Source organism: Blautia sp. HCN-1074 (assembly GCF_037890165.1).
In the GTDB taxonomy this organism is placed as follows: Bacteria; Bacillota; Clostridia; order Lachnospirales; family Lachnospiraceae; genus Blautia_A.
Map to the genome: position 1 here is coordinate 149995 of NZ_JBBKBP010000008.1, position 21047 is coordinate 171041.

The window sequence follows — 21047 nt, forward strand, 5'->3', positions numbered from 1 at the left end:
AACTAAGGGCGCACTTCTATACATAGTCTAAAGACCATGTATCGTGCGTCCTGCGGAGCTTACCTCTGCCGCTGATAAAATCAGCAATCCGAGGTCTGCGTTCGCTTCGCTCCGACAAGGTGGCTACACCCCCTTGCGCCGCTAAAGCGGCTATCCCCTGTGTACCCGCCGCAAAGAGAAATCCGCTCTGCGGTTTTCCCTTTTCATCGGGTTTTATAGAAGCACTGACACACGGACTGTCTGCGGATGGTCTTTCTTTATCTTATCAGCAAAGGATGTGAGAACATGGAAAAATCTTTGGAACAGTTGAAGCAGGAATATGAAAAAACCACTGTCCTGCTGGAACAGGAAAAACGGAAAATGCAGCGTTTGAAAAACCGGCAGGCGTATCTGGAAAGCGGTTCCCGGAAACAGAGGACGCACCGGCTGATTACCCGTGGGGCAGCTATTGAGAGCATTGCACCACAGACAAAGGAGCTATCCGAAGCGGAATTTTATTCCCTCATGGAAAGCATTTTGAATCTGCCGCAGGCGGAGCATTTCATCCGGTCTGCCACAGAGAACCACGCCCGTATTTCCGGGCAGGAGAAAGGCGGTGACTAAGGATAGCACTTTATCATTTTTCAATCGCACAGATCAAGCGCAGCGCCGGTCAGAGCGCCATTGCCAGCGCAGCCTATCGAGCCGGGGAGCGTCTTTACAGCAGCTACTATGGAGAAGTCAGCGACTACACCAAAAAGGGCGGCGTGATCGCTTCGGAAATCATGCTGCCGCCCCATGCGCCGGAAATATATCTTGACCGGGCGACCCTCTGGAATGCTGTGGAGAACTGCGAGAAACATCCAAAAGCACAGCTTGCCTATTCCTTTGATATTGCCATGCAGAATGAATTGACGCTGGAAGAAAACATGGAGCTGGCGAGGAAGTTCGTACAGGAGCAGTTTGTGACAAAAGGCATGATTGCCGACCTTGCTTTTCACAGCCCGGAGAAAGAGGACGGCGGCATCCCTAACCCGCATTTTCATGTGATGACAACCATGCGCCCTTTGAACCCGGATGGCACATGGGGACAAAAACAGCGTCGGGAATATCTTCTTGATGAAGATGGAAACCGAATCCGGGATAAAAACGGCGATTATATGTTTAATGCTGTCCACACAACAGACTGGCACGAGCCGGAAACACTGGAACACTGGCGGGAGCAGTGGGCGGCTGCCGTTAATACAAAATTTGAGGAAAAAGGACTGGATGTGCGTATCGACCACCGTTCCTATGTGCGGCAGGGGCTTGACCTGATACCTACTGTCCACGAGGGAGCTAATGTCCGGCAGATGGAAGCAAAGGGCATCCGCACCGAGAAAGGGGAACTGAACCGCTGGATTAAAGCCACCAACCGGCTCATGCAGGATGTGAGGAAGAAGATCAAAGCCCTGTTTGTCTGGATGGCAGAGGTAAAAGAAGAACTTTCCAAACCACAGACACCGAACCTTGCCGACCTGCTGATCGCTTATTACAACCAGCGCAACGCAGGGGCATGGAGCAATAAAGCCAGAACCGGAAACTTAAAGCAGTTTGCCGAAGCCGTCAATTATCTGACGGAAAACAAGCTGCTCACATTAGAGGATTTGCAGGAGCGTCTTTCCTCTGTCAGTGAAGAATTTGAAGCATTAAGCGGCTCCATGAAAAAGAAATCTGCCAGGATAAAGGAATTGCAGGAATTGATACGGGAGGGCGAGAATTACCAGCGGCTAAAACCTGTTCATACGGAATTGAACAATATCAAGTTTAAGAAACAGAGGGAGAAATTTGAAACATCCCACGATGCGGAGTTACGGCTGTTTTATGCCGCCCGCCGTATTCTGAAAGAAAAACTGGACGGAAAACCCATTGCCCTGAAAGCATGGAAACAGGAATACGCACAGTTAAAAACAGAGTATGCCGAACTGTCTCCGCAGCACAAGCCACTCCGGGAGGAAGTCATACGGCTACGGCAGGTGCAGAACGCCGTAGATACCGCACTGCGCCGGAGGGAGCAGCCACAGGCAGTACAGAGAAAGAAACATGAGATGGAGCTATGATATAACCGGCAGCTTTACCGCTACCAGTATTTTTATGGAGGGAGCATTTGAATGTATTTGAAGCGGTGAAACAGTCTGTTACCACCCGGCAGGCTGCTTCATTCTATGGAATCCGGGTGGGGAGAAACGGCATGGTCTGCTGTCCATTCCACAATGACCGCACGCCCAGCATGAAAGTGGACAGCCGCTTTTACTGCTTCGGCTGCGGGGCTTCCGGGGATGTGATCGACTTGGCCGCTTTGCTGCATGGATTGGGGAAACGGGAAGCTGCGGTCAGGCTTGCGGAGGACTTCGGCGTTTCCTATGAGAAATCCGGCAATGCGCCGCCAGATAGGAAGCGTCACAACAGGTCACAGCCCCGACAAAAATCAGCGGAGCAGAGATTTCAGGAAACGGAACGGTATTGTTTCCGGGTGCTATGCGATTATCTGCGCCTGCTGGAGCATTGGAAAACAGCACACGCCCCACAGCCGCAGGATGCCATCTGGCATCCTCTTTTTGTGGAAGCGTTGCAGAGGATAAGCTACACAGAATACCTTTTGGATATTTTGTTATACGGAGAAATAGAAGAAAAAGCGGCATTGATCGCCGCACAGGGAAAGGAGGTGTTGCGGCTTGAACAGCGAATTTCAGAGCTTGCCGCCGGAAACGCAGGAAGCGGTCAAAAGGACGATGGACACAATGGAACCGGCGCAGACACCGGCAGAAATCCGGGAAACATTAGAGGGGACGCAGAAAGGCGGCGTGAAGAACAGCATCCGAAACTGCCTGACGGTGTTCCAGCGTGACCCTCTGTTTCGCGGGGCGCTGCGCCTGAACCTTTTGACGGAGCAGATTGACATTGTGAAGCCGCTGGGCTGGGAGCGCACCAGTACCACGCTGACCGACATGGACATGAACTACCTGCTTTTGTATCTGGAAGAAAATTACGGGCTTACCAGCGAGAAAAAGGTGCAGAGCGCCATCAAGATTGTTGCCAATGAAAACCGCTACCATCCAGTCAGGGATTACCTGAACAGCCTGCAATGGGACGGCACAGAGCGCATCCGTTACGCCCTGCATCACTTTCTGGGAGCCGATACGGACGAATACACCTATGAAGCCTTGAAACTGTTCCTGATGGGAGCCATCCGGCGGGTATTCAGACCGGGGAGCAAGTTTGAGGTCATGCTCTGTCTGGTTGGTGGTCAGGGAGCCGGGAAATCTACCTTTTTCCGGCTGCTGGCAGGCAGGGACGAATGGTTTTCAGACGATTTGAAAAAGCTGGACGATGAAAATGTGTACCGCAAGCTGCAAGGGCATTGGATTATCGAGATGTCGGAGATGATTGCCACAGCCAACGCCAAGAGTATTGAGGAAATCAAGTCATTCTTAAGCCGCCAGAAAGAAACCTACAAAGTGCCGTATGAGACACATCCGGCAGACCGGCTGCGGCAATGTGTATTTGGAGGGACGACCAACCGGCAGGACTTTTTGCCCCGTGACCGCACCGGCAACCGGCGCTTTCTCCCCGTGACGGTGTACCCGGAACGGGCGGAGGTTCACATACTGGACGATGAAGCGGCGGCGAGGGCGTATATCGAACAGATGTGGGCGGAAGCCATGACGGTTTATCGCAGTGGGAAGTATAAGCTGTCATTCAGCATGGAAATGAACCGATACCTGAACGCCCACCAGCAGGACTTTATGCAGGAAGACACACAGGCCGGCATGATCTACGCCTATTTGGAGGACTACACCGGCGACAGGGTATGTTCCAAGCAGCTTTATGAGGAAGCGCTGGGGAACTTAAATTCCCCGGCAGACTGGGAGACACGGGCAATCTGCGAGATTATGAATACCGGCATTGCGGGCGGCATCATACAGGGCTGGGTAGCCTACAAAAGCCCGAAGCGGTATAAGAAATACGGTTCTCAAAAAGGCTGGGAGCGTGTCAACCAAGCTCCGCCGGAGGGGGACGGTTTTCAGGAAATCACGGAAGAAGAAGCCCGGCAAATGGAACTTCCATTCTGAAAAGCCACCGGTTGACAGTTTGGTTGACGCTTTGGTTGACAGCCGGTTGACGGGGAAAAGCCTGATATTTGGGGCATTTCTCTCCTTTGTCAACCATGTCAACCAAGAAATCAAAGAAAAAGTAAAAAGTAATAATAGAGCGCCTATGGATTGTTTTCAAAGTCTTTTCTGCCGGTTGACACGGTTTGGTTGACACGGAGACAGTCTGCGGCTGTACACCTGTCTGACATTCCCTTGTCGGGCATATTTCATTTATGGAGGTAACTGCCTATGGCAAAAAGCAAAAACGAGAGCAATAACAAAAACAGCGGCACCCTGCTTACCGAAAAAGACGGCACCCAGTATTTTGTCATGGGGAAAGTCCGTATCAAGGTATCGGAGCATTTCGCACAGGATGGGAAGCCGCTTGACAGCCTGCTGGAAGATGTGATCCAGCACGCTGCCGCCGCTTCCTGAAAAAATACGGAATAACGACTGTCAATCAGCCCACGCTTATGATATACTTGTACCAGCGAGTATTGTATAAGCGTGGGTTGTTTCTTTTAGAAGGAGGATTTTTAACCGTGAAACAACCATACAATACAACGATTTATAACACTGCACTATATTTGAGATTGAGCCGTGACGATGAATTACAGGGGGAAAGCGGCAGTATCCAGACCCAGCGCATGATGCTTAGACAGTATGCCGCAGAGCATGGGCTGACCGTTGTAGACGAGTACATTGACGACGGATGGAGCGGGACAAATTTCGAGCGTCCAAGTTTCCAAAGGATGATTGATGACATCGAAGACGGGAAAATCAACTGCGTTGTCACAAAGGACTTATCCCGTCTGGGAAGAAACTATATCCTGACCGGTCAGTACACGGAAATCTATTTCCCCAGCAAGGGAGTACGCTACATTGCCATCAATGACAATGTGGACACCATCAACGGAGAAAGCGAGCTTGCACCGTTCTTAAACATCCTGAATGAAATGCACGCCCGACAGACCAGCAAAAAGGTCAAGGCTGCCATGCACACAAGATTTGCCAATGGCGCACACTATGGAGCCTATGCACCGCTGGGCTATGTAAAAGACCCGGACAAAAAAGGTCATCTTCTGATCGACCCGGAAACACGCTGGATTGTAGAGAAGATTTTTGACCTTGCTGTACACGGGAGGGGTGCCGCCAGCATTACACGGATTCTGGTGGAGGAAAAAGTACCTACCCCCGGCTGGCTGAACTATGAAAGATACGGGACTTTCGCCAATATCTACGCCGGTGCGCCCGCAGAAAAAGCCTATGCGTGGACGATAGCACAGGTCAAGAGCATTTTGAAAGAGGAAACCTACATCGGTCACAGCATTCACAACAAGCAGAGCAACATTTCATTCAAGAACAAGAAAAAGGTGCGGAAGCCGCAGGAAGAATGGTATCGTGTGGAAAATACCCACGAAGCCATCATTTCTGAAGAAGTGTTCCAAAAAGTTCAGGAGCTGATTGCAAGCAGACGCAGGAAACGCAGAAACGGTACGACACAGATTTTCGCAGGATTGATAAAATGTGCAGACTGCGGATGGTCTTTAGCCTATGGGGAAAACAAGCAGAATAAGAACCCATACGGGTACTACCATTGCAGCAAGAACGGGCAGGGATTACGCCAGTGTTCCATGCACTATATCCGCTATGATGTACTGTATGCCTATGTGCTTGCAAGACTGCAATACTGGTCTATGCTGGCACAGAAAGACGAGGACAAGCTGCTGAAACGCCTGCTCAATGCCAGCGACAGGGAAAGAAACTCTGCGAAGAAAAAGCAGGCTGCGGAGCTGAAAAAGGCAGAGAAGCGTAAAGCCGAGGTTGACGGGCTGTTTGCTAAAATGTATGAGGACTGGTCTGCCGGACGCATAACCGAGTATAACTTCAATATGCTGTCCGAGAAGTACCAGAACGAGCAAAAGGAGCTTGAAACAAAAATAAGACAGCTTCACGAAACGATGGAAGCCGCCGTACAGACCGCAGCGGATGCTGAAAAGTGGATTGCCCTGATGAAACAGTATGTCAACCCTGTGGAGCTGACCGCCGAACTTCTGAACACTCTAATTGAAAAAATAACCGTCCACGAAGCTGTCAAGGGCGAGGACGGAAGCCGTGAGCAGGAAGTAGAAATCTACTACCGCTTCATCGGCAAAATCGACTGACCTTTCTTTTTTACCAAACAATATCTTTAATTAAGGGAAACGGGGAACTCCAATCCAGATATTGAACTGTTAGCACCTATTGCAAGGCTGCTACATATTTCCCTTGATACCCTATTGTCTTTTCATGAAAATCTGACAGACGTTGAAATTACAGAACTTATTCAAGAAATGGACAAAATGTTTTCGGTAGAAGGTTACGAAAAAACCTATCAATGGGCAGTAAATATCATAAAAGATTACCCTAACTGCAACATGCTAATCTGGCAGGTGGCGGTGATGCTTGACTCGCGAAGAATCATAGGTCAGTGTGAGCACCCCGATAAGTACGACGAACAGATTAATTTCTGGTACGAAATAGCACTAAATGACAAGGATGAAAAAATCCAGCACCATGCGGCAGATTCTCTGTTCGGATTCTACTTGCGAAAAGGGAATTATGAAATGGCAGAAAAATATCTGAATTATTTTTCCGACTATGATCCCATGAAAAAACTAAAACTTGGACAATTATACATGGAACAGGAAAAAACAGAAGAAGCATATGAAAAGCTGGAAAATGTCGATACAATCTGTGATTTTCAGAAATCAAGATTATATAAACATATAAAATTTCAAGACGCAGAAAATCCATATGCTGAAGAAATGAAAAAAGAACTGATTGCAGGCTTCTAAAATGAAGAAGACTTTGCTTATATGAAAGGCTATAAACCCTGGAAAAACTATTAGCAAAGTATTGATTCTGATTATGTTTATTGCAAAATAAAAAGCTCTATCCATTCGGAACAGAGCATTTATAGATGAAAGAAATTATTTGGCAGGCGTCGCGGCTCCTGCATCTCTTTTAACACCTCAAATAATCTTAGATTTATAATAACCGGAACCTACCAACTTGTAAACAATAAATATACTATCATGTGAACAGTAACTTTCTTTGACAGAACACATTACAAAGATAAAAATAGATATTGACAAGGAGTAATTGAACCAGTATTATATAAGTACAAAGAAGTCTTTTTCCGGAGTGAGAAAGATATTATTACTTATTCAAAGGAAAGGGGCTCTGGACGAGTTCCTTTTTACATTTCATAAAACTTGATTGTAAAACATATACTATGAACACAAAGTAGCTCTGGATAGGATATTCAGAGTTGTAAAAACGGCGGAAATATCATTGCTGGTATTTCCGCCACTTCTTTTATAGATTCTCCGCGCTATTTAAAGTGATTTTTGTAAGCATCTTATCATCTGTGCTGTCTTTTTTCTCTGCAAATGCTGTCACAGGAAGTGAAGTCACAGCAAGCACAACGGCAGCTGCCAGCGTGATCCATTTTTTATTTTTCATGCAGATACTCCTTTAACAACCGTAGCAAGAATTCCCTCACCTCTATAGGGACGCCACTGAAAAAGTCTTTATTTTGCATAAAGCAGTACAATATAAAGTGTTTTTATTTGTTTTAATCTACTATATAATGTGTATAAAAATAGTTTTTCAGTGGCGTCCTATAGGTGATGGGATGAATTGCACATTCGAGCATGTCTGCTCAAATTCATAAAAAATCACAAAAACACTTGTTCTGATACAATAAATATATTATAATAGAAAAAAAGAACAATATGCTCTTGAAAATTGGACGGTCGAAATAAGCAATAAGTGAGTGTACATAATAATTCTCATTCTGTGTTGTTAGCTGATCATGGTTATGAAATATAGCAGAAAGATGCTGGACGATAAAATGTTAGAGAGAGCAAAAGAAATCTTTGAAATATAGCACCTGTTGGAACAATCCATCAGTATATAGAAAGTCAGGGTGAGAAAGATAAACCGGGCAGTAAAAATAAGGATTTATCCCAATAAAGAACAGATAACTCAGATAGAGAAGACAATCGGCTGCAGTCGTTTTCTCTATAACCGGATGCTTGCGGATAAGATCCGTTATTATCAGGAAGAAAAAAAGATGCTGAAAAATACGCCGGCCGGATATAAAAAAGAATATCCATGGCTGAAAGAAGTGGATTCTCTTGCGCTGGCGAATGTACAGTTAAATCTGGAAGGGGCTTTCCGAAAATTTTTCCGGGAACCGGGAGTGGGATTTCCGCATTATAAATCAAAAAAACATTCGCGGAAATCCTATACAACGAATATGGTAAATGGGAATATCTGTCTGCAGGACAGGTTCCTGAAGCTACCAAAGATGCAGCCAGTAAAAATAAAGCTCCACCGTATAATACCGGAGGGATGGAAGCTGAAATCAGTGACTGTGAGCAGGGAACCGTCCGGAAAATATTTTGCCAGCCTGCTGTTCGACTGTGAAAACCAAACAGTGGAGAAAAGACAGGCGGAAAAATTTCTGGGGATTGATTTTGCCATGCATGGGATGTGTGTATTTTCCACCGGTGAAAGGGCTGGATATCCCATGTTTTACCGGAATGCAGAGAAAGAACTTGCCCGGGAACAGAGAAAGCTTTCCAGATGTGAAAAGGGCAGCCGTAACTATCAGAAACAGAAGAAAAAGGTTGCATTATCTCACGAAAAGATAAAGAACCAGAGGAAGGATTTCCAGCATAAGCTCAGTCACAGTCTTGCAGAAGACTATGACGCGGTATGTGTGGAGGATCTGAACCTGAAGGGGATAGCCGGAGGCCTGCATTTCGGAAAAGGGATACAGGATAACGGATACGGTCAGTTCCTTTCCATGCTTGGATATAAGCTGGAAGAACGTGGAAAATATCTGATAAAAGTAGACAGATATTTTGCATCCAGTAAGATATGCAGCGTATGCGGACATAAGAAGAAAGAGCTGGCATTATCAGAACGGATATACCTATGCGAATGTGGAAACCGGATGGACCGGGATGTGAATGCGGCGGTCAATATTCTGAAAGAAGGAAAAAGAATATATAAAAAATGTGCATAATAGCACAGAAAAGATCCGTAACCGGATAAAAAAGAACCGCGGGACACGCGGGGATAGCCTGTTTTAGCTTTGCCCTGAAGGGCAATCGAGCAGGAAGCCCCCACTTCAAAATCTGTAAGATTTAAGTGGCGGGAGCATGTCACGAGATTTCTGCTCTTAGAATATGCTGCAAATCTCAAATGGTGTATGCGCTAACTGTTGTCATGCATGGAAATATGTGTTAAAATAACCACCGAAACTGGTTCGAAACCCTCCCAGTATAAAAAACTAGGCAAAGTAAAAAATATTGCGGTCGTTTATGAGTTGTCATAAGCGGTCTGTTTGCTGATGCTTTTGTTTATTGAGGGATAAACAAAAGTATTTTTTTTGCTTTGACAGAAAGGAATTAAATGAAAAAAAGAAAAGTAATTATTGATTGTGATCCGGGGATTGATGACAGTCTTGCGATTATGCTTGCACTGAAATCACCGGAAATCGAAGTGATCGGAATCACCATTGTGTGTGGAAATTCACCGGTGGAGATGGGATTTGGAAATGCAAAGAAAATCCTGAAGCAGATGAACCGTCTGGACGTTCCTGTATACATTGGGGAAAGTACTCCCTTAAGGCGGGATTATGTGAATGCTCTGGACACTCACGGAGAAGACGGGCTTGGCGAAAGCTTTCTGCCTGAAGTAACCGGTTATCAGCAGCAGATCAGTGCTGTGGATTTTCTTGCTGATATACTGAAAAAAGAGAAAGTATCCATAATCGAACTGGCACCTATGACCAATCTTGCCAGACTGATCCAGAAAGATAAAGAAGCATTTTCCTGTATTGAGGAAATTGTTTCCATGGGCGGCAGCTTTAAAAGTCATGGGAACTGTTCACCTGTTGCAGAATACAATTACTGGTGTGACCCGGACGGGGCTTCCCTGGTGTATGAGACACTCCATCAGAATGGTCAGAAAATCCATATGGTCGGGCTGGATGTGACGAGAAAGATTGTGCTCACGCCTGATCTGCTGGAGTATATGTGCCGTCTGAACAAAGAAACAGGAGAATTTGTAAAGAAGATTACGAAATTCTATTTTGATTTCCACTGGGAATGGGAGCATATCATTGGCTGTGTGATCAATGATCCCCTGGCAGTGGCATATTTTATCAATCCGGAACTCTGCAAAGGTTTTGATTCCTATGTACAGATTGAAACAGAGGGGATTTCTCTTGGACAGTCTGTTGTGGATTCTATGAATTTCTATCGGAAAGCATCAAATGCAAGGGTGCTGACTGAGGTAGATGTGTATGGATTCTTTCAGATGTTTCTTTCAAGGATCCTTGATCAGAAACCGGAAGAACTGGATATTTTACAAGATTTAATACGAGGAGATTTAAAATGAAAACTGAAAAAATAAGTGTACAGAAAATCTGTATGATCGCTTTTGCTATCTGCATTAATTTTGTGGGAGGACAGATTGCTTTATTTCTGAAGCTTCCTATTTATCTGGACAGTATTGGAACAGTATTTGTGGCTGCTGTCCTGGGACCCTTTTATGGAATGCTGCCTAATCTGCTCAGCGGCCTGCTGATGGGAATGACTGTAGATATTTATTCCCTGTATTACGCTCCGGTAGGAATTCTTCTTGGTTTTGTGACGGGTCTTGTGTACAGAAAATTCCAGCCGAAAAAGTGGCAGATATTTCCGGCTGCTCTTGTGATCACACTTCCATCTACCATAATCAGTTCCTGTATTACGGCGTTTTTATTTGGAGGAATCACTTCCTCCGGATCCACTGTTCTTGTGCAGCTTCTGGCAAAAACACCTCTTGGAATGGTAGGGAGCTGTTTTGTGGTTCAGTTTATCACGGACTACATTGACAGGGTTCTGTGTATTGCAGTAGCAGCAGTTCTTATTACAGCGCTGCGTAAAAGCATGAAGGAGAATTTTGCCTGATGAAAGTTCTGATCACAGGCACAGCATCCGGGATCGGAAAAGGCTGTGCAGAATTTTTCCTGAAAGAAAATCATGAAGTCTATGGATTTGATAAAAATTTATCCACGATCCAACATCCGAAATATACTCATTTCTGTCTGGATATCAGAGACAAAGGCTCTTATCCGGAAATCGGACCGGTAGATATTCTGATCAATAACGCAGGGGTTCAGAATGGAGATGATATTGATGTAAATCTGAAGGGAACGATTTCTGTTACAGAACATTACGGCATTCATCCCAATATTTATTCTGTTATTATGATCGGATCAGCAAGCGGACATACAGGGTCTGAATTTCCGGAATATGCGGCAAGCAAAGGAGGAGTCCTTTCCTATGCGAAAAACGTGGCCATGAGGATAGCTCCTTATCAGGCCACATGCAACAGTCTGGATTTCGGCGGGGTTATGACTGAACTGAACCGACCGGTGATGGAGGATGAAAAGCTCTGGGATCAGATCATGGAGCTTACACCTCTGAAACGGTGGATGTCTGTGGAAGAGGCAGCAGAGTGGATTTACTTTATGGCGGTAAAAAACCGCTTCTGTACAGGCCAGAACATTCTCATTGACGGTCTGGAGGCCGGAAACTGTAATTTTATCTGGCCATAGAGTGAAGGTAAAAAATCGTGTTTTGAGAAATCATTTCTGGAATCTGCTGTTATTTTGTGCCTGAATATGATAAAATGGGAAAATAATGATAAAGATATTTCAAAGATAGAGAAATTATTTAACTGGAGGCGCAAAAATTATGGATATTAAAGAACAGATTCATGGATTAACAGAGGAGATGCTTACCAATCTGGGAAGGCTGGTTGCCATTGATTCTCAGCTTGGCACTCCCACAGAGGGAAAACCCTTTGGAGAAGGTCCTGCCAAAGCACTGGAAGAAGGCCTTAAGATTGCACAGGAGCTTGGATTTAAAACAGTCAATCTGGACAATTACTGTGGTTATGCAGAGATGGGTGAGGGTGATGAGATTGTTGGTATTGCCGGACATCTGGATATCGTACCTGTAGGCGGCGACTGGAGCTATGATCCTTTTAAACTGACGCGAGAGGGTGATTATGTTTACGGTCGTGGAACAACAGATGATAAGGGACCTGTTCTGGAAGCTCTTTATGCAATGAAGCTTCTCCGCGATTCAGGTGTGAAGCTGAACAAGAGAGTACGTCTCATTATGGGATGTAATGAGGAAACAGGTTCCAAATGTATGGAACATTATAATGAAGTGGCAGAAGAATTATCCTGTGGTTTTACCCCGGATGCCAGCTTCCCGTGTATTCATGGAGAAAAGGGACTTCTGCAGATGATGGCTTATTCCAAGAACACGAAAATCATCTCTGCAGATGGAGGTTTTGTTTTTAACGCAGTATGCGATTCCTCCACAATAGTTGTTCCTGCCGAAGAAGGACTGAAGGAGAGACTGGAAGCTGTACTTGCAGAGACAAAGCTTCAGGAATATAAGGTAACAGAGGAAAGTGGACAGATCAGTATTTATGCAAAGGGAGTTCCAGCACATGCCAGCACACCGACTCTTGGTGTCAATGCAATAGGTGTTACTTTTGAATGTCTCGAGAAAGCAGGATTTAAGGATGATTTTGTGGAATTCTATAATACACATATCGGCACATCCTGCGATGGTGAAGGCATTGGACTGAAATTTGCAGATGAGTATGGCGAACTTACTCTTTGCAACGGTATGATCAAAACAGAGAATGATGTGATCTCCTGTACAATTGATATCAGAGTACCTGTAACACTGAAATCAGATGAAGTCCGCAGGATGTGTGAGAGCAGGCTTGAGGATGAGAATGGACGTATAGAGATTCTGGGAATTGGCGATGCCTTATTCTTCCCAAGAGAATCCCCACTGGTAAATGCTTTATACAAAGCTTACACAGATGTAACAGGCGATACAGAGAACAAGCCGATGGTGATCGGTGGTGGAACTTATGCAAAGTCTCTTAAGAATATCATTGCATTTGGACCTGAGAAACCTGGAATTGATTATCGTATCCACAGTGCAGATGAATTTATCCTCGTATCCGGAATGGAAGAGGCAGTTCTGGTTTATATGGAAGCAATCAAGAACCTTCTGGCAATCTGATGAAAAATATATAATCATATTGAGTAGATATGGGCAGAGAAGTGTCAAGAAACTATTTCTTGACACTTCTTTTTGCTTCATGCTATACTCAATTACACAAACTGTTCTGTGTGAAAGTGATTTCCATAATGTCTTTTTGAAGGTGGTGATATGAATATGAACTTTCAAGATCAGATACAGCAGATTTTTGGAACAACAGATATTCATGAACTGAAGCAGATATCCAGAGATGCTGACAATTACAGATGCTTGAAGGCAGATATGAATAACAGCAGTATTTCTGAAAAGAAGAAAAATACCGGAAGGAAAAATTCGTTTACAGAAGAGCAGCTGGCACATATTTTGGCATTGCAGAACCGGGGAGAAAAAATTACAGATATTGCCAGACAGTATCACGTTTCCCGTCAGACGATTTACAGTCAGATAAAGCGAGCCTATAATTTTTCTGATGATCCGGATGTGAAAATGCGCATGAATTTTATGAATCATGATGATCTGTGTACAACGATAGATATTGATTTCAGGCATGAAAAAATCAAGATTAAAAACTACACAGACCAGATCATTTTCCGTGCATTTGGAGTTGTAACTGATCCGGATTGGGATGATTTTGAATATTTTCTCGAAGAACGCTGTTTTCCCAGAACACGCGATCACAGGAAGGATATTCTGAGAGAGATGGGGCTTCCATTTTATGATCCGTTATTAATTATTGAAAAAACACAGGGGCGTATGTCAGATGATCATCAATGGATTATGATTCTGAAAAAGAAGGCAGATGCGTAAATATGCATATCTGATGGAAAAATAGAGGAGCAAACTATGGACTTACGAGTACTACACTATTTTCTGACAGTAGCGAAAGAACAAAGCTTCACAAAAGCAGCTGAACAATTACATATCACCCAGCCAACGCTTTCCAGACAGCTTGCTGCTCTGGAAGAGGAACTGGAAACCCCGCTTTTTAAACGTGGAGGGCATCACATCACGCTTACAGAAGAAGGCATTCTTCTGAAGCGCAGAGCACTGGAGATTATAGATCTCGAAGAACGTCTGCTTGATGAGTTCAAGGGTAATAAAGAATTAATCGAGGGTACGATCACAATTGGATGTGGAGAGTTTGCCGCAGTAGAAACACTTGCGAAGATATGCGAACAGTTCCGGGAAAAATATCCTATGGTTCAGATCGCGCTTCATACTGCAACAGCAGATGTAGTGAGCGAAATGATGAACAAAGGTCTGATAGACATCGGACTTTTTCTGGAACCAATAGACACGGAAGGGCTTGACTATGTCAGAATCAAAAACAGTGACCACTGGGTAGTAGGAATGCGCCCGGATGATCCTCTTGCACAGAATGAATATATTACAAAAGAGAATCTTATCGGAAAACCACTGATTTTTCCGGAACGAGTTAATGTTCAGAGCGAGATTGCCAACTGGTTTGGAAAAGACTTCCAGAAGATTCATATTGCCTTTACAAGCAATCTCGGAACTAATGCTGGCGTTATGGCGATGCAGGGACTGGGATATCCGATCTCTGTAGAAGGAGCTGTAAAATACTGGCGGAATGATCTGATCGTGCAGAAAAAACTGTTTCCGGAGATTAAAACAAGTACCGTAATTGCATGGCGAAGACACATTCCACATTCCAGAGCTGTAAACAAATTCATTGACGAGATTAAAACATTTCAGACCAATGCTTTTCAGGCATAAAAAATGATGCAATATAAGTATTAGACATAATTAAATAAAGAGATTAAAATGATGTGCAGGATATGAAAAAAGTATTCTGCACATTTTTTATCATAAAAACTTACTAAATTTCTGATTATCTTTTTATAAGTTGGTAAATGCCGATATATCCCGTATTTTAGGGCTTTATCGGTATTTTCTTTTTGGAAGATACCTTGCATAAGCTGGCATTTACCAGCATGAAAATGCAACCAAAAGTAGTAAATGAGTAGTAAATATAAGCTCCGATATTAGCAAGCCAGTCTTTCCAGTTCCGCTTTTGCAGATTGAAATGTACCGTGTGCGTAATAACCAAGTGTCATGGTTATGTTGGCGTGTCCCATGAGATATTGCAGAGTGTTTGGGTTCATTCCTTTATTTGCCATATTCGTACAGTAAGTATGTCGGAATGAATGTGGTGTGATGTTCGGTAACTTGTCCGTGTGATACTTGTTATACTTCTTAATTAGTCCTCGCACCATGCCCTCATAGTTTCCTGCAACTTTAGGCAAGCCCTCACGGTTTAAGAATAGGAAATTGCTGTAACCACCTACAATCAGCGGTTGTGCCTTTCCTCTGTTCTTTAGTATTCTTTGGATTGCTTGATAAGCCCGTTCTGTCAATGGAAGTTCCCGTTTTCCGTTTTTGGTTTTTGGCGTTTCAATATAGTAGCCGATTTCGCTGTCTTTCAATAACTGGTGGTCTATATTGAGTATTTTGTTCTGCATATCAATATGCGTCGTCAGTCCGCAAAATTCAGAAATACGAAGTCCCGTTTCCAACAGAAGCACAACCTCATCATAATACTTGCTGTAAATCTTATCCTTTTCCATAAAGGCAAGCAGGCGTTCTTCCTGCTCTGGTGTAAGGATAACTTTATGCTCTGTATCATCTTCCAGAACATCACTTAGTTTAAATTCAAATGGGTTCTTTCTGATACAGTCGTCTTGTATCGCCATGTAAAATGACGCTTTCAAGGAACGCTTATAGTTATCAATTGTTTTATAGGCATATCCTTTTTCACTCATTCTGATAGCCCATTCTTTAGCGTCCGACTGCTTAACAGTATCAATCGCCCTCATACCCAATGGGTCATTTTTCAGAGCGTTCATAAGATACTGTCGTCCCTTTTCGGTAGCCCTCTTGATGTTCTTTCTTTGGCTGTTCTTTTTCTCGTAAAGCTGGCAGACTGTCATTTTACCGCCGACTGTGTCGATACTGTCGTTAAGGTCTTTTTTTATCTGTGCTTCTTTTTCCCTCAATGAAATATCATCACGCTTTCCAGCAGGTGTCTTGTCTGTCGGTACAAGTTTCCAAGAATAGATAAATTGTGGCTTTCCGTATATATCGGTATATTTATAAACGTATCTTCCGTCTTTTCGCTGGCTCTCTCCATTACGCAAATTGCGATTTTTACTGTCTTTTCGTTTTACATTAGACATAGTGTAAAGCTCCTTTCCGTCATGGAATGAGCCGTGATACGCTATACTTTATTATACCATATCTACGGCTCAATGACATTAGATTTCGTCCAATGTATCTATGATTTTTTCAAATTGTTTTCGCTTAATCTGAATACGATTACCGTTCACGATAACCCAGCCAGCGTCAATATTTTCTTCGGCTAATTTACGCAATTTTTTTTCGCCAATGCGGAAGTATTTAGACGCTTCTTCAATCGTCAGCGTATATTTTTCCCAGATAGGCACATCAGTATTGTTCATAATCTATGCACCCCCTTTACTGTGTGTTGTTTTTTACAAGCAGACAGACGGCTTTGGAAAGCTCCATTAGTATCTCAACTATTCCCATTCTTGTGGGCAGAACCGCACCATGCGGACGTATCATTATTCTGTGAGGATAGGTCATGGCAAAACGACTTTTCCAACAGTCGCTCTCGGATCACTGCGTGGGTCGCTCGCTTTCTTTTGGAAAGGTCGTGGCGTACAGTCCCCGTGGCTCGCTATCTCACAAACGTATCCGTCTGCTTTATTCAGTTGTCAAAGAGCTGTGGCGAAAGCGTGTTGCTTTCATGTAAAAGCAGGGCATAGCAGGAAAGAGGGGGACATTAAACCATGCTCTGCTAAAAACTGCTTATTCTTCTTCGATTTCTAAGGCAATATCAAACCCTAAAATCATTTTGATAAGTGCTTCTCGGATAAGTCCCTTTAACTCCATATCTACAACAATATAGACATTGCCGTATTCATCATAGAGTGGACGCAAACAGCACTTTGATATGTACGGGTCATAAAATGCCAGTATTTTTTCAATCGCTTTTTCGTCCCCGTCCATTGCTTGCGAAAGCAAATAGTAGGACGGCTTCTTAAATGTTTGCTTCATTTTACTGCTTCTCCTTTAGTATTTTTTTCATAGTTTCCAAAGCATGATGTCGGTTTCTAAATACACCGCTTTGCGTAATCTTTTGTAAGTTGGCAATTTCACTTTCTGTCATTTCCAAGAAGTAATACATTAACAGAGTATTTCTCTTTCTTTCTGGAAGTTTTTTCAAGGCTTCTGCCAGCTCATCATCAAGGACACGAATATCAATGCCACATACTGAAAAGATTGTATAATCTGTTTCGTAGTCATCCCACACAGCAAAATTTTCAACGAAAATTTCTGGAAGTTCACAGAATGGAATTTCTTTATCTTTTCGTCGTTTCAATCCTTGTTGGTAGTCCTTTACAATATGACGGACAACTTTCTTCAAACAACTTTCAAAGCGACATTGAACTGTTTTCTGGAAGTCAGACGGTTTCATCAATCTCACCCCCTTTCCACTATGATTTGAAAAGTGTTTATCCCTCTTTCCGCACCATATAGGGAATGAAAGGTGTGATTTAATGACCTCTTTTGAAAAATTTTTAAATTTTTTTCGGGTATGAAAAAAGCCCGCACAAAACATATAGTCTGTACGAGCCTTTAAAGCTAAAACATATTCAATTTTTAATAGTGTGCTATTAGGTGGAATTTGATTGCAAAGAATTGTACTTAAAGCTTTCCATAATGCAAGCCCCCTTAAAGCACCGTATCAATGTTGGCATGGTTTTCAAATTACTCTGAAAAATTATGAACTGTTCCTTTTGGAAATGTAATGGTCAGTCTTGTATATTCTTTTTCCGTAGAAGCAATATCCAATTTCAAGCCCAACCTATCGCATAATTTTTTCGATAGATACAGTCCCATACCCGTTGCATTTGCCTTGTTTCTATTTGAACCCGTAAAACCTTTTTCAAATACACGGGATAAATCAGACGCTTTTATTCCACAACCATTATCTTCAATCACAAGCAATATATTTGTACCATTGTCTTGACTGTATATCGTCAGCTTATTTTCTTGCTTATCAAAATACTTAATCGCATTTTGCACGATTTGAGATAGAATGAATGTCAGCCATTTTTCATCAGTATAAATGACATTTTCTATGTCATGGATATTGATAATTGCTTTTCTTTCCATAAGCGAATGACGGAATTTCAGAATGACATTATGTATCACTTCGTCTAACTGCAACTGTTTTACAAAATAGTCTTTTTCCGTATTTTCGCTTCTTGCATAGTAGAGCATTTGTTCCACTAACTGAAATATTTTGTCTGTTTCTTTTTTTAATGTGTAATTTTTTGTATTGTCAAACGTCAAAGACAATGCTCCTATCGGTATTTTTATTTCATGGGCGAAACTTTCCACATATTCTTGATAGTCCTGCTTTTCTTCTGTGATTTTGCCGATTTCATCATTCATAGATTTGCAGGCTTTTTTTAGTGCGTAGTAATAGGCTTCATTTTGAAATTCTTTTGGCTTTGGTAAAACGTCTGCAATATAATAGGTTTCTTCCAGTCCATCTACTAAATCAATAATATGTTGTGAAGCGTTACGTTTCTTCCGATACAAACACCATTGAAAAAGCCCTTGTATGCTGATGAACAGAATTACCAGCAATACAACAAATAGCATATCTACACCGTAGAAAATCAAGAGAAATGCTACTAAGGCAAGAAAGAAAAGCTGAAACAATATCTCTGTTATTTTTTCTTCTAAGAATGTAAAAAAACTCACAGTTTCCAACCCTTTCCTCGTATATTTTCCAATAAATGAACAATACCGATTTCTTTCATTTTCTTTTTTAGACGAGTCATATTAACCAGTAATACATTTTCGTCTAAATAATATTTGTCGTTCCACAGCTTTTCCAATAGTTCTTCTTTGCTAATAACTTTATCTTCGTTCATAAAGAAGTAGTACAAAATACGAAATTCATTTCTTGTCAGTTCAATGCTTTGCTCTTGATATTTCAAAATGGATAAGTGTAAATCAAGGGTACAATCTTTTTTGACAAGCTCACGGAAATTGTTTGGGTTTGACAACTGCAATGCACGCTTGATCTTCTCAAGAAGAATAAGCGTATCATATGGCTTTGTGATAAAATCAATCCCACCCACTTGAATACTTTTCAATTCGTCAGCATTTGTATCTCTGCTTGTTACAAAGATAATCGGTACTGGCATGACTTGTTTTATTTTCCTGCATACTTCATAGCCATTCTCATACGGCAGGTTAATATCAAGCAGAACCAGTTCTATGGAATATTGCTTTAATTCATCTGTCAGGTTTCCAAAGTCAGTCAATAAAACTGTTTCATATCCTTGTGTGTTCAATAATTTAGAAAGCTCCAAACGAGTGATTTCATCATCTTCGATAATTGCTATTCTCATTTCAACACCCCCTTGATTTACCATTATAATAATTCCACAGCAGGAGAGCTAGAAAAATCTAACTCGCCTCATTGATATTTCGTTTGAAACCGATATACGTTGCTATCCAGTAAATACTATAAATTAGGAAGAAGATAATTAAATTCAAGCCAAAGTACATTAGATAAAGGTGTTTATCTCCCAAAATTTGTTGATACACATTATTCAATGACGACATCATCACGAAAGAACATAATATTGCTGATATTGCAGGGACACAAAATAATATCAATAATTGTTTTCTGATTGTCTTAAATAGCGACTTGTCATTTATTCCTAATCTTCGCAAGGTCAGGTAGCGATATTTGTATTTAGTAGAGTCGCTCAATGATTGAACTGCCAAAATTGTCCCTACTGCGGAAATCAAGATAAATGCAATATACATAAACAGACTGACTACTATTGCAACCATTGCTTTTTGTTGTTCTATTTCTGCACCTCTTACGTTTACTCTATACGATTCGTCATTTATTTCTCCATTTTCATCAACCTTTACTAATTGATGTTGCATATCTTCTTTTATCTTATTTTCTAATTCTGCGTCTGTATCTTCTTTTGTATCTATAATCAAATGATTTTCTGATACTTCAAGTCCTTGAACATATTTATCTGGAAGTACAACAACAAATCTGCCAGTATTAGTTATAGAGTTCCAATAAGACTTAGTGTCATATCCTTTTAATTTCAAATTTTTATTTGCTACTGTTATGGTTTCAATATCTTTGTTATCTTCAACCTCATATGCAAACTTGCTATTTGTAACTATATAGTATTCGTTATCATTTAAAGAAAGCAACGGCATCTTTCTTAATTCTAGTAATCTATTATAATCACTTAACTTCAAGACTGGGTCAAAATCATAATATTCTGATTGGAAAAAATTTTGTACCTGATGATTCGGCTCTTTATAAATGTCGTACTCAATGGTATTATCAATCGTATATTCTTCTTCAATTACTCGAATATATTCATCAAATACCTGCTTATCATCAAAGAGTTGTACATCATATGGTGCATTTAAATTCACGCTGATATCATACGAAGCTTTGTTGATACTAGAATAATTCAGAGCCAGCAGTGAAATTAAAATCAACATAGACAATGTACCAAATGTGAAGCTCATTGTTCTTGCTTTAGAAGCAAATGTTCTTGCTACAAACAGATTATCATTTTGATATTTCATTTTTTTATTCTTTAACAAAACAGTCAAGAACATATCTGCACAAGTTGTAGATATACCATAAATGCTGATAATCAACATGATTACGCTTACCATCAAATAG

Annotated in this window: 21 protein-coding genes, 1 pseudogene and 1 riboswitch; of the genes and pseudogenes, 14 read left to right on the forward strand and 8 right to left on the reverse strand. The window is 42.1% G+C overall.

The features are described 5' to 3' along the window. Positions 1-285 precede the first annotated feature (285 nt). The 7 genes from WKT11_RS09290 to WKT11_RS09320 all read left to right on the forward strand — a co-directional run bounded on the left by WKT11_RS09290 (position 286) and on the right by WKT11_RS09320 (position 6949). Positions 286-603: a DUF3847 domain-containing protein gene (locus WKT11_RS09290; protein ID WP_008816380.1), complete on the forward strand. Its 318-nt coding sequence runs from the start codon at positions 286-288 to the stop codon at positions 601-603. A gap of 2 nt (positions 604-605) precedes the next feature. Next, positions 606-2078: a MobQ family relaxase gene (gene mobQ / locus WKT11_RS09295; RefSeq protein WP_445291935.1), complete on the forward strand. Its 1473-nt coding sequence runs from the start codon at positions 606-608 to the stop codon at positions 2076-2078. A gap of 47 nt (positions 2079-2125) precedes the next feature. Further along, positions 2126-2866, forward strand: coding sequence for a CHC2 zinc finger domain-containing protein (locus WKT11_RS09300; RefSeq protein WP_035110550.1), 741 nt, complete (start codon positions 2126-2128; stop codon positions 2864-2866). Beyond that, entirely contained in the window at positions 2751-4091 is a 1341-nt protein-coding gene (locus tag WKT11_RS09305) for a virulence-associated E family protein (RefSeq protein ID WP_009321442.1), read from the forward strand. Before WKT11_RS09300 ends, WKT11_RS09305 begins: the two co-directional genes overlap by 116 nt. 270 nt (positions 4092-4361) lie before the next feature. Continuing rightward, positions 4362-4547 (forward strand): hypothetical protein, encoded by a 186-nt coding sequence (locus tag WKT11_RS09310; protein WP_004849804.1) that lies wholly within the window; start codon positions 4362-4364, stop codon positions 4545-4547. 107 nt (positions 4548-4654) lie between these two features. Continuing rightward, positions 4655-6277 carry a recombinase family protein gene (locus WKT11_RS09315; RefSeq protein ID WP_008791695.1) on the forward strand — a complete coding sequence of 541 codons (1623 nt, stop codon included), beginning with the start codon at positions 4655-4657 and terminating at the stop codon, positions 6275-6277. A gap of 168 nt (positions 6278-6445) precedes the next feature. Beyond that, the gene (locus WKT11_RS09320; RefSeq protein WP_340283936.1) at positions 6446-6949 is read left to right on the forward strand and encodes a hypothetical protein; all 504 of its coding nucleotides are present in this window, start codon (positions 6446-6448) and stop codon (positions 6947-6949) included. Between the two features lie 523 nt (positions 6950-7472). Here the strand turns inward: WKT11_RS09320 and WKT11_RS09325 are convergent. Further along, complete coding sequence (locus tag WKT11_RS09325) at positions 7473-7619, reverse strand: hypothetical protein (protein WP_242859363.1); 147 nt, start codon at positions 7617-7619, stop codon at positions 7473-7475. A 466-nt stretch (positions 7620-8085) separates the two neighbouring features. Between WKT11_RS09325 and WKT11_RS09330 the strand changes: the two genes are divergently transcribed. The 7 genes from WKT11_RS09330 to WKT11_RS09360 all read left to right on the forward strand — a co-directional run bounded on the left by WKT11_RS09330 (position 8086) and on the right by WKT11_RS09360 (position 14989). Further along, positions 8086-9192, forward strand: coding sequence for an RNA-guided endonuclease TnpB family protein (locus tag WKT11_RS09330; protein WP_340283939.1), 1107 nt, complete (start codon positions 8086-8088; stop codon positions 9190-9192). A 232-nt stretch (positions 9193-9424) separates the two neighbouring features. Then, positions 9425-9469: riboswitch (PreQ1 riboswitch) on the forward strand. A 112-nt stretch (positions 9470-9581) separates the two neighbouring features. After that, positions 9582-10571 carry a nucleoside hydrolase gene (locus tag WKT11_RS09335; RefSeq protein ID WP_117677276.1) on the forward strand — a complete coding sequence of 330 codons (990 nt, stop codon included), beginning with the start codon at positions 9582-9584 and terminating at the stop codon, positions 10569-10571. Then, positions 10568-11125: an ECF transporter S component gene (locus tag WKT11_RS09340; protein WP_008706068.1), complete on the forward strand. Its 558-nt coding sequence runs from the start codon at positions 10568-10570 to the stop codon at positions 11123-11125. Before WKT11_RS09335 ends, WKT11_RS09340 begins: the two co-directional genes overlap by 4 nt. Next, positions 11125-11775 (forward strand): SDR family NAD(P)-dependent oxidoreductase, encoded by a 651-nt coding sequence (locus tag WKT11_RS09345; protein WP_117677275.1) that lies wholly within the window; start codon positions 11125-11127, stop codon positions 11773-11775. Before WKT11_RS09340 ends, WKT11_RS09345 begins: the two co-directional genes overlap by 1 nt. 139 nt (positions 11776-11914) lie before the next feature. Next, entirely contained in the window at positions 11915-13273 is a 1359-nt protein-coding gene (locus WKT11_RS09350) for a M20 family metallopeptidase (RefSeq protein ID WP_117677274.1), read from the forward strand. A 156-nt stretch (positions 13274-13429) separates the two neighbouring features. Further along, positions 13430-14059, forward strand: coding sequence for a helix-turn-helix domain-containing protein (locus WKT11_RS09355; RefSeq protein WP_117677279.1), 630 nt, complete (start codon positions 13430-13432; stop codon positions 14057-14059). Positions 14060-14095: 36 nt separating this feature from the next. Then, positions 14096-14989 (forward strand): LysR family transcriptional regulator, encoded by an 894-nt coding sequence (locus WKT11_RS09360; protein WP_117677273.1) that lies wholly within the window; start codon positions 14096-14098, stop codon positions 14987-14989. 269 nt (positions 14990-15258) lie between these two features. Here the strand turns inward: WKT11_RS09360 and WKT11_RS09365 are convergent, their stop codons facing one another. The 7 genes and pseudogenes from WKT11_RS09365 to WKT11_RS09395 all read right to left on the reverse strand — a co-directional run. Beyond that, positions 15259-16449: a site-specific integrase gene (locus WKT11_RS09365; protein ID WP_055261597.1), complete on the reverse strand. Its 1191-nt coding sequence runs from the start codon at positions 16447-16449 to the stop codon at positions 15259-15261. 78 nt (positions 16450-16527) lie between these two features. Further along, entirely contained in the window at positions 16528-16731 is a 204-nt protein-coding gene (locus WKT11_RS09370) for an excisionase (protein ID WP_004613735.1), read from the reverse strand. A 370-nt stretch (positions 16732-17101) separates the two neighbouring features. Further along, a complete protein-coding gene (locus tag WKT11_RS09375; protein ID WP_004613734.1) occupies positions 17102-17350 on the reverse strand; it encodes a helix-turn-helix domain-containing protein in 249 nt (82 codons plus the stop codon). A gap of 1 nt (position 17351) precedes the next feature. After that, positions 17352-17771: an RNA polymerase sigma factor gene (locus WKT11_RS09380; RefSeq protein ID WP_044998991.1), complete on the reverse strand. Its 420-nt coding sequence runs from the start codon at positions 17769-17771 to the stop codon at positions 17352-17354. A gap of 293 nt (positions 17772-18064) precedes the next feature. Next, entirely contained in the window at positions 18065-19069 is a 1005-nt protein-coding gene (locus WKT11_RS09385) for a HAMP domain-containing histidine kinase (RefSeq protein WP_021739835.1), read from the reverse strand. Continuing rightward, positions 19066-19725, reverse strand: a complete 660-nt coding sequence (locus tag WKT11_RS09390; protein WP_044964120.1) for a response regulator transcription factor — start codon at positions 19723-19725, stop codon at positions 19066-19068. The genes WKT11_RS09385 and WKT11_RS09390 overlap by 4 nt, the downstream gene beginning before the upstream one ends. A 58-nt stretch (positions 19726-19783) precedes the next feature. Next, positions 19784-21047: pseudogene (locus WKT11_RS09395) on the reverse strand (ABC transporter permease); the annotation flags it as partial.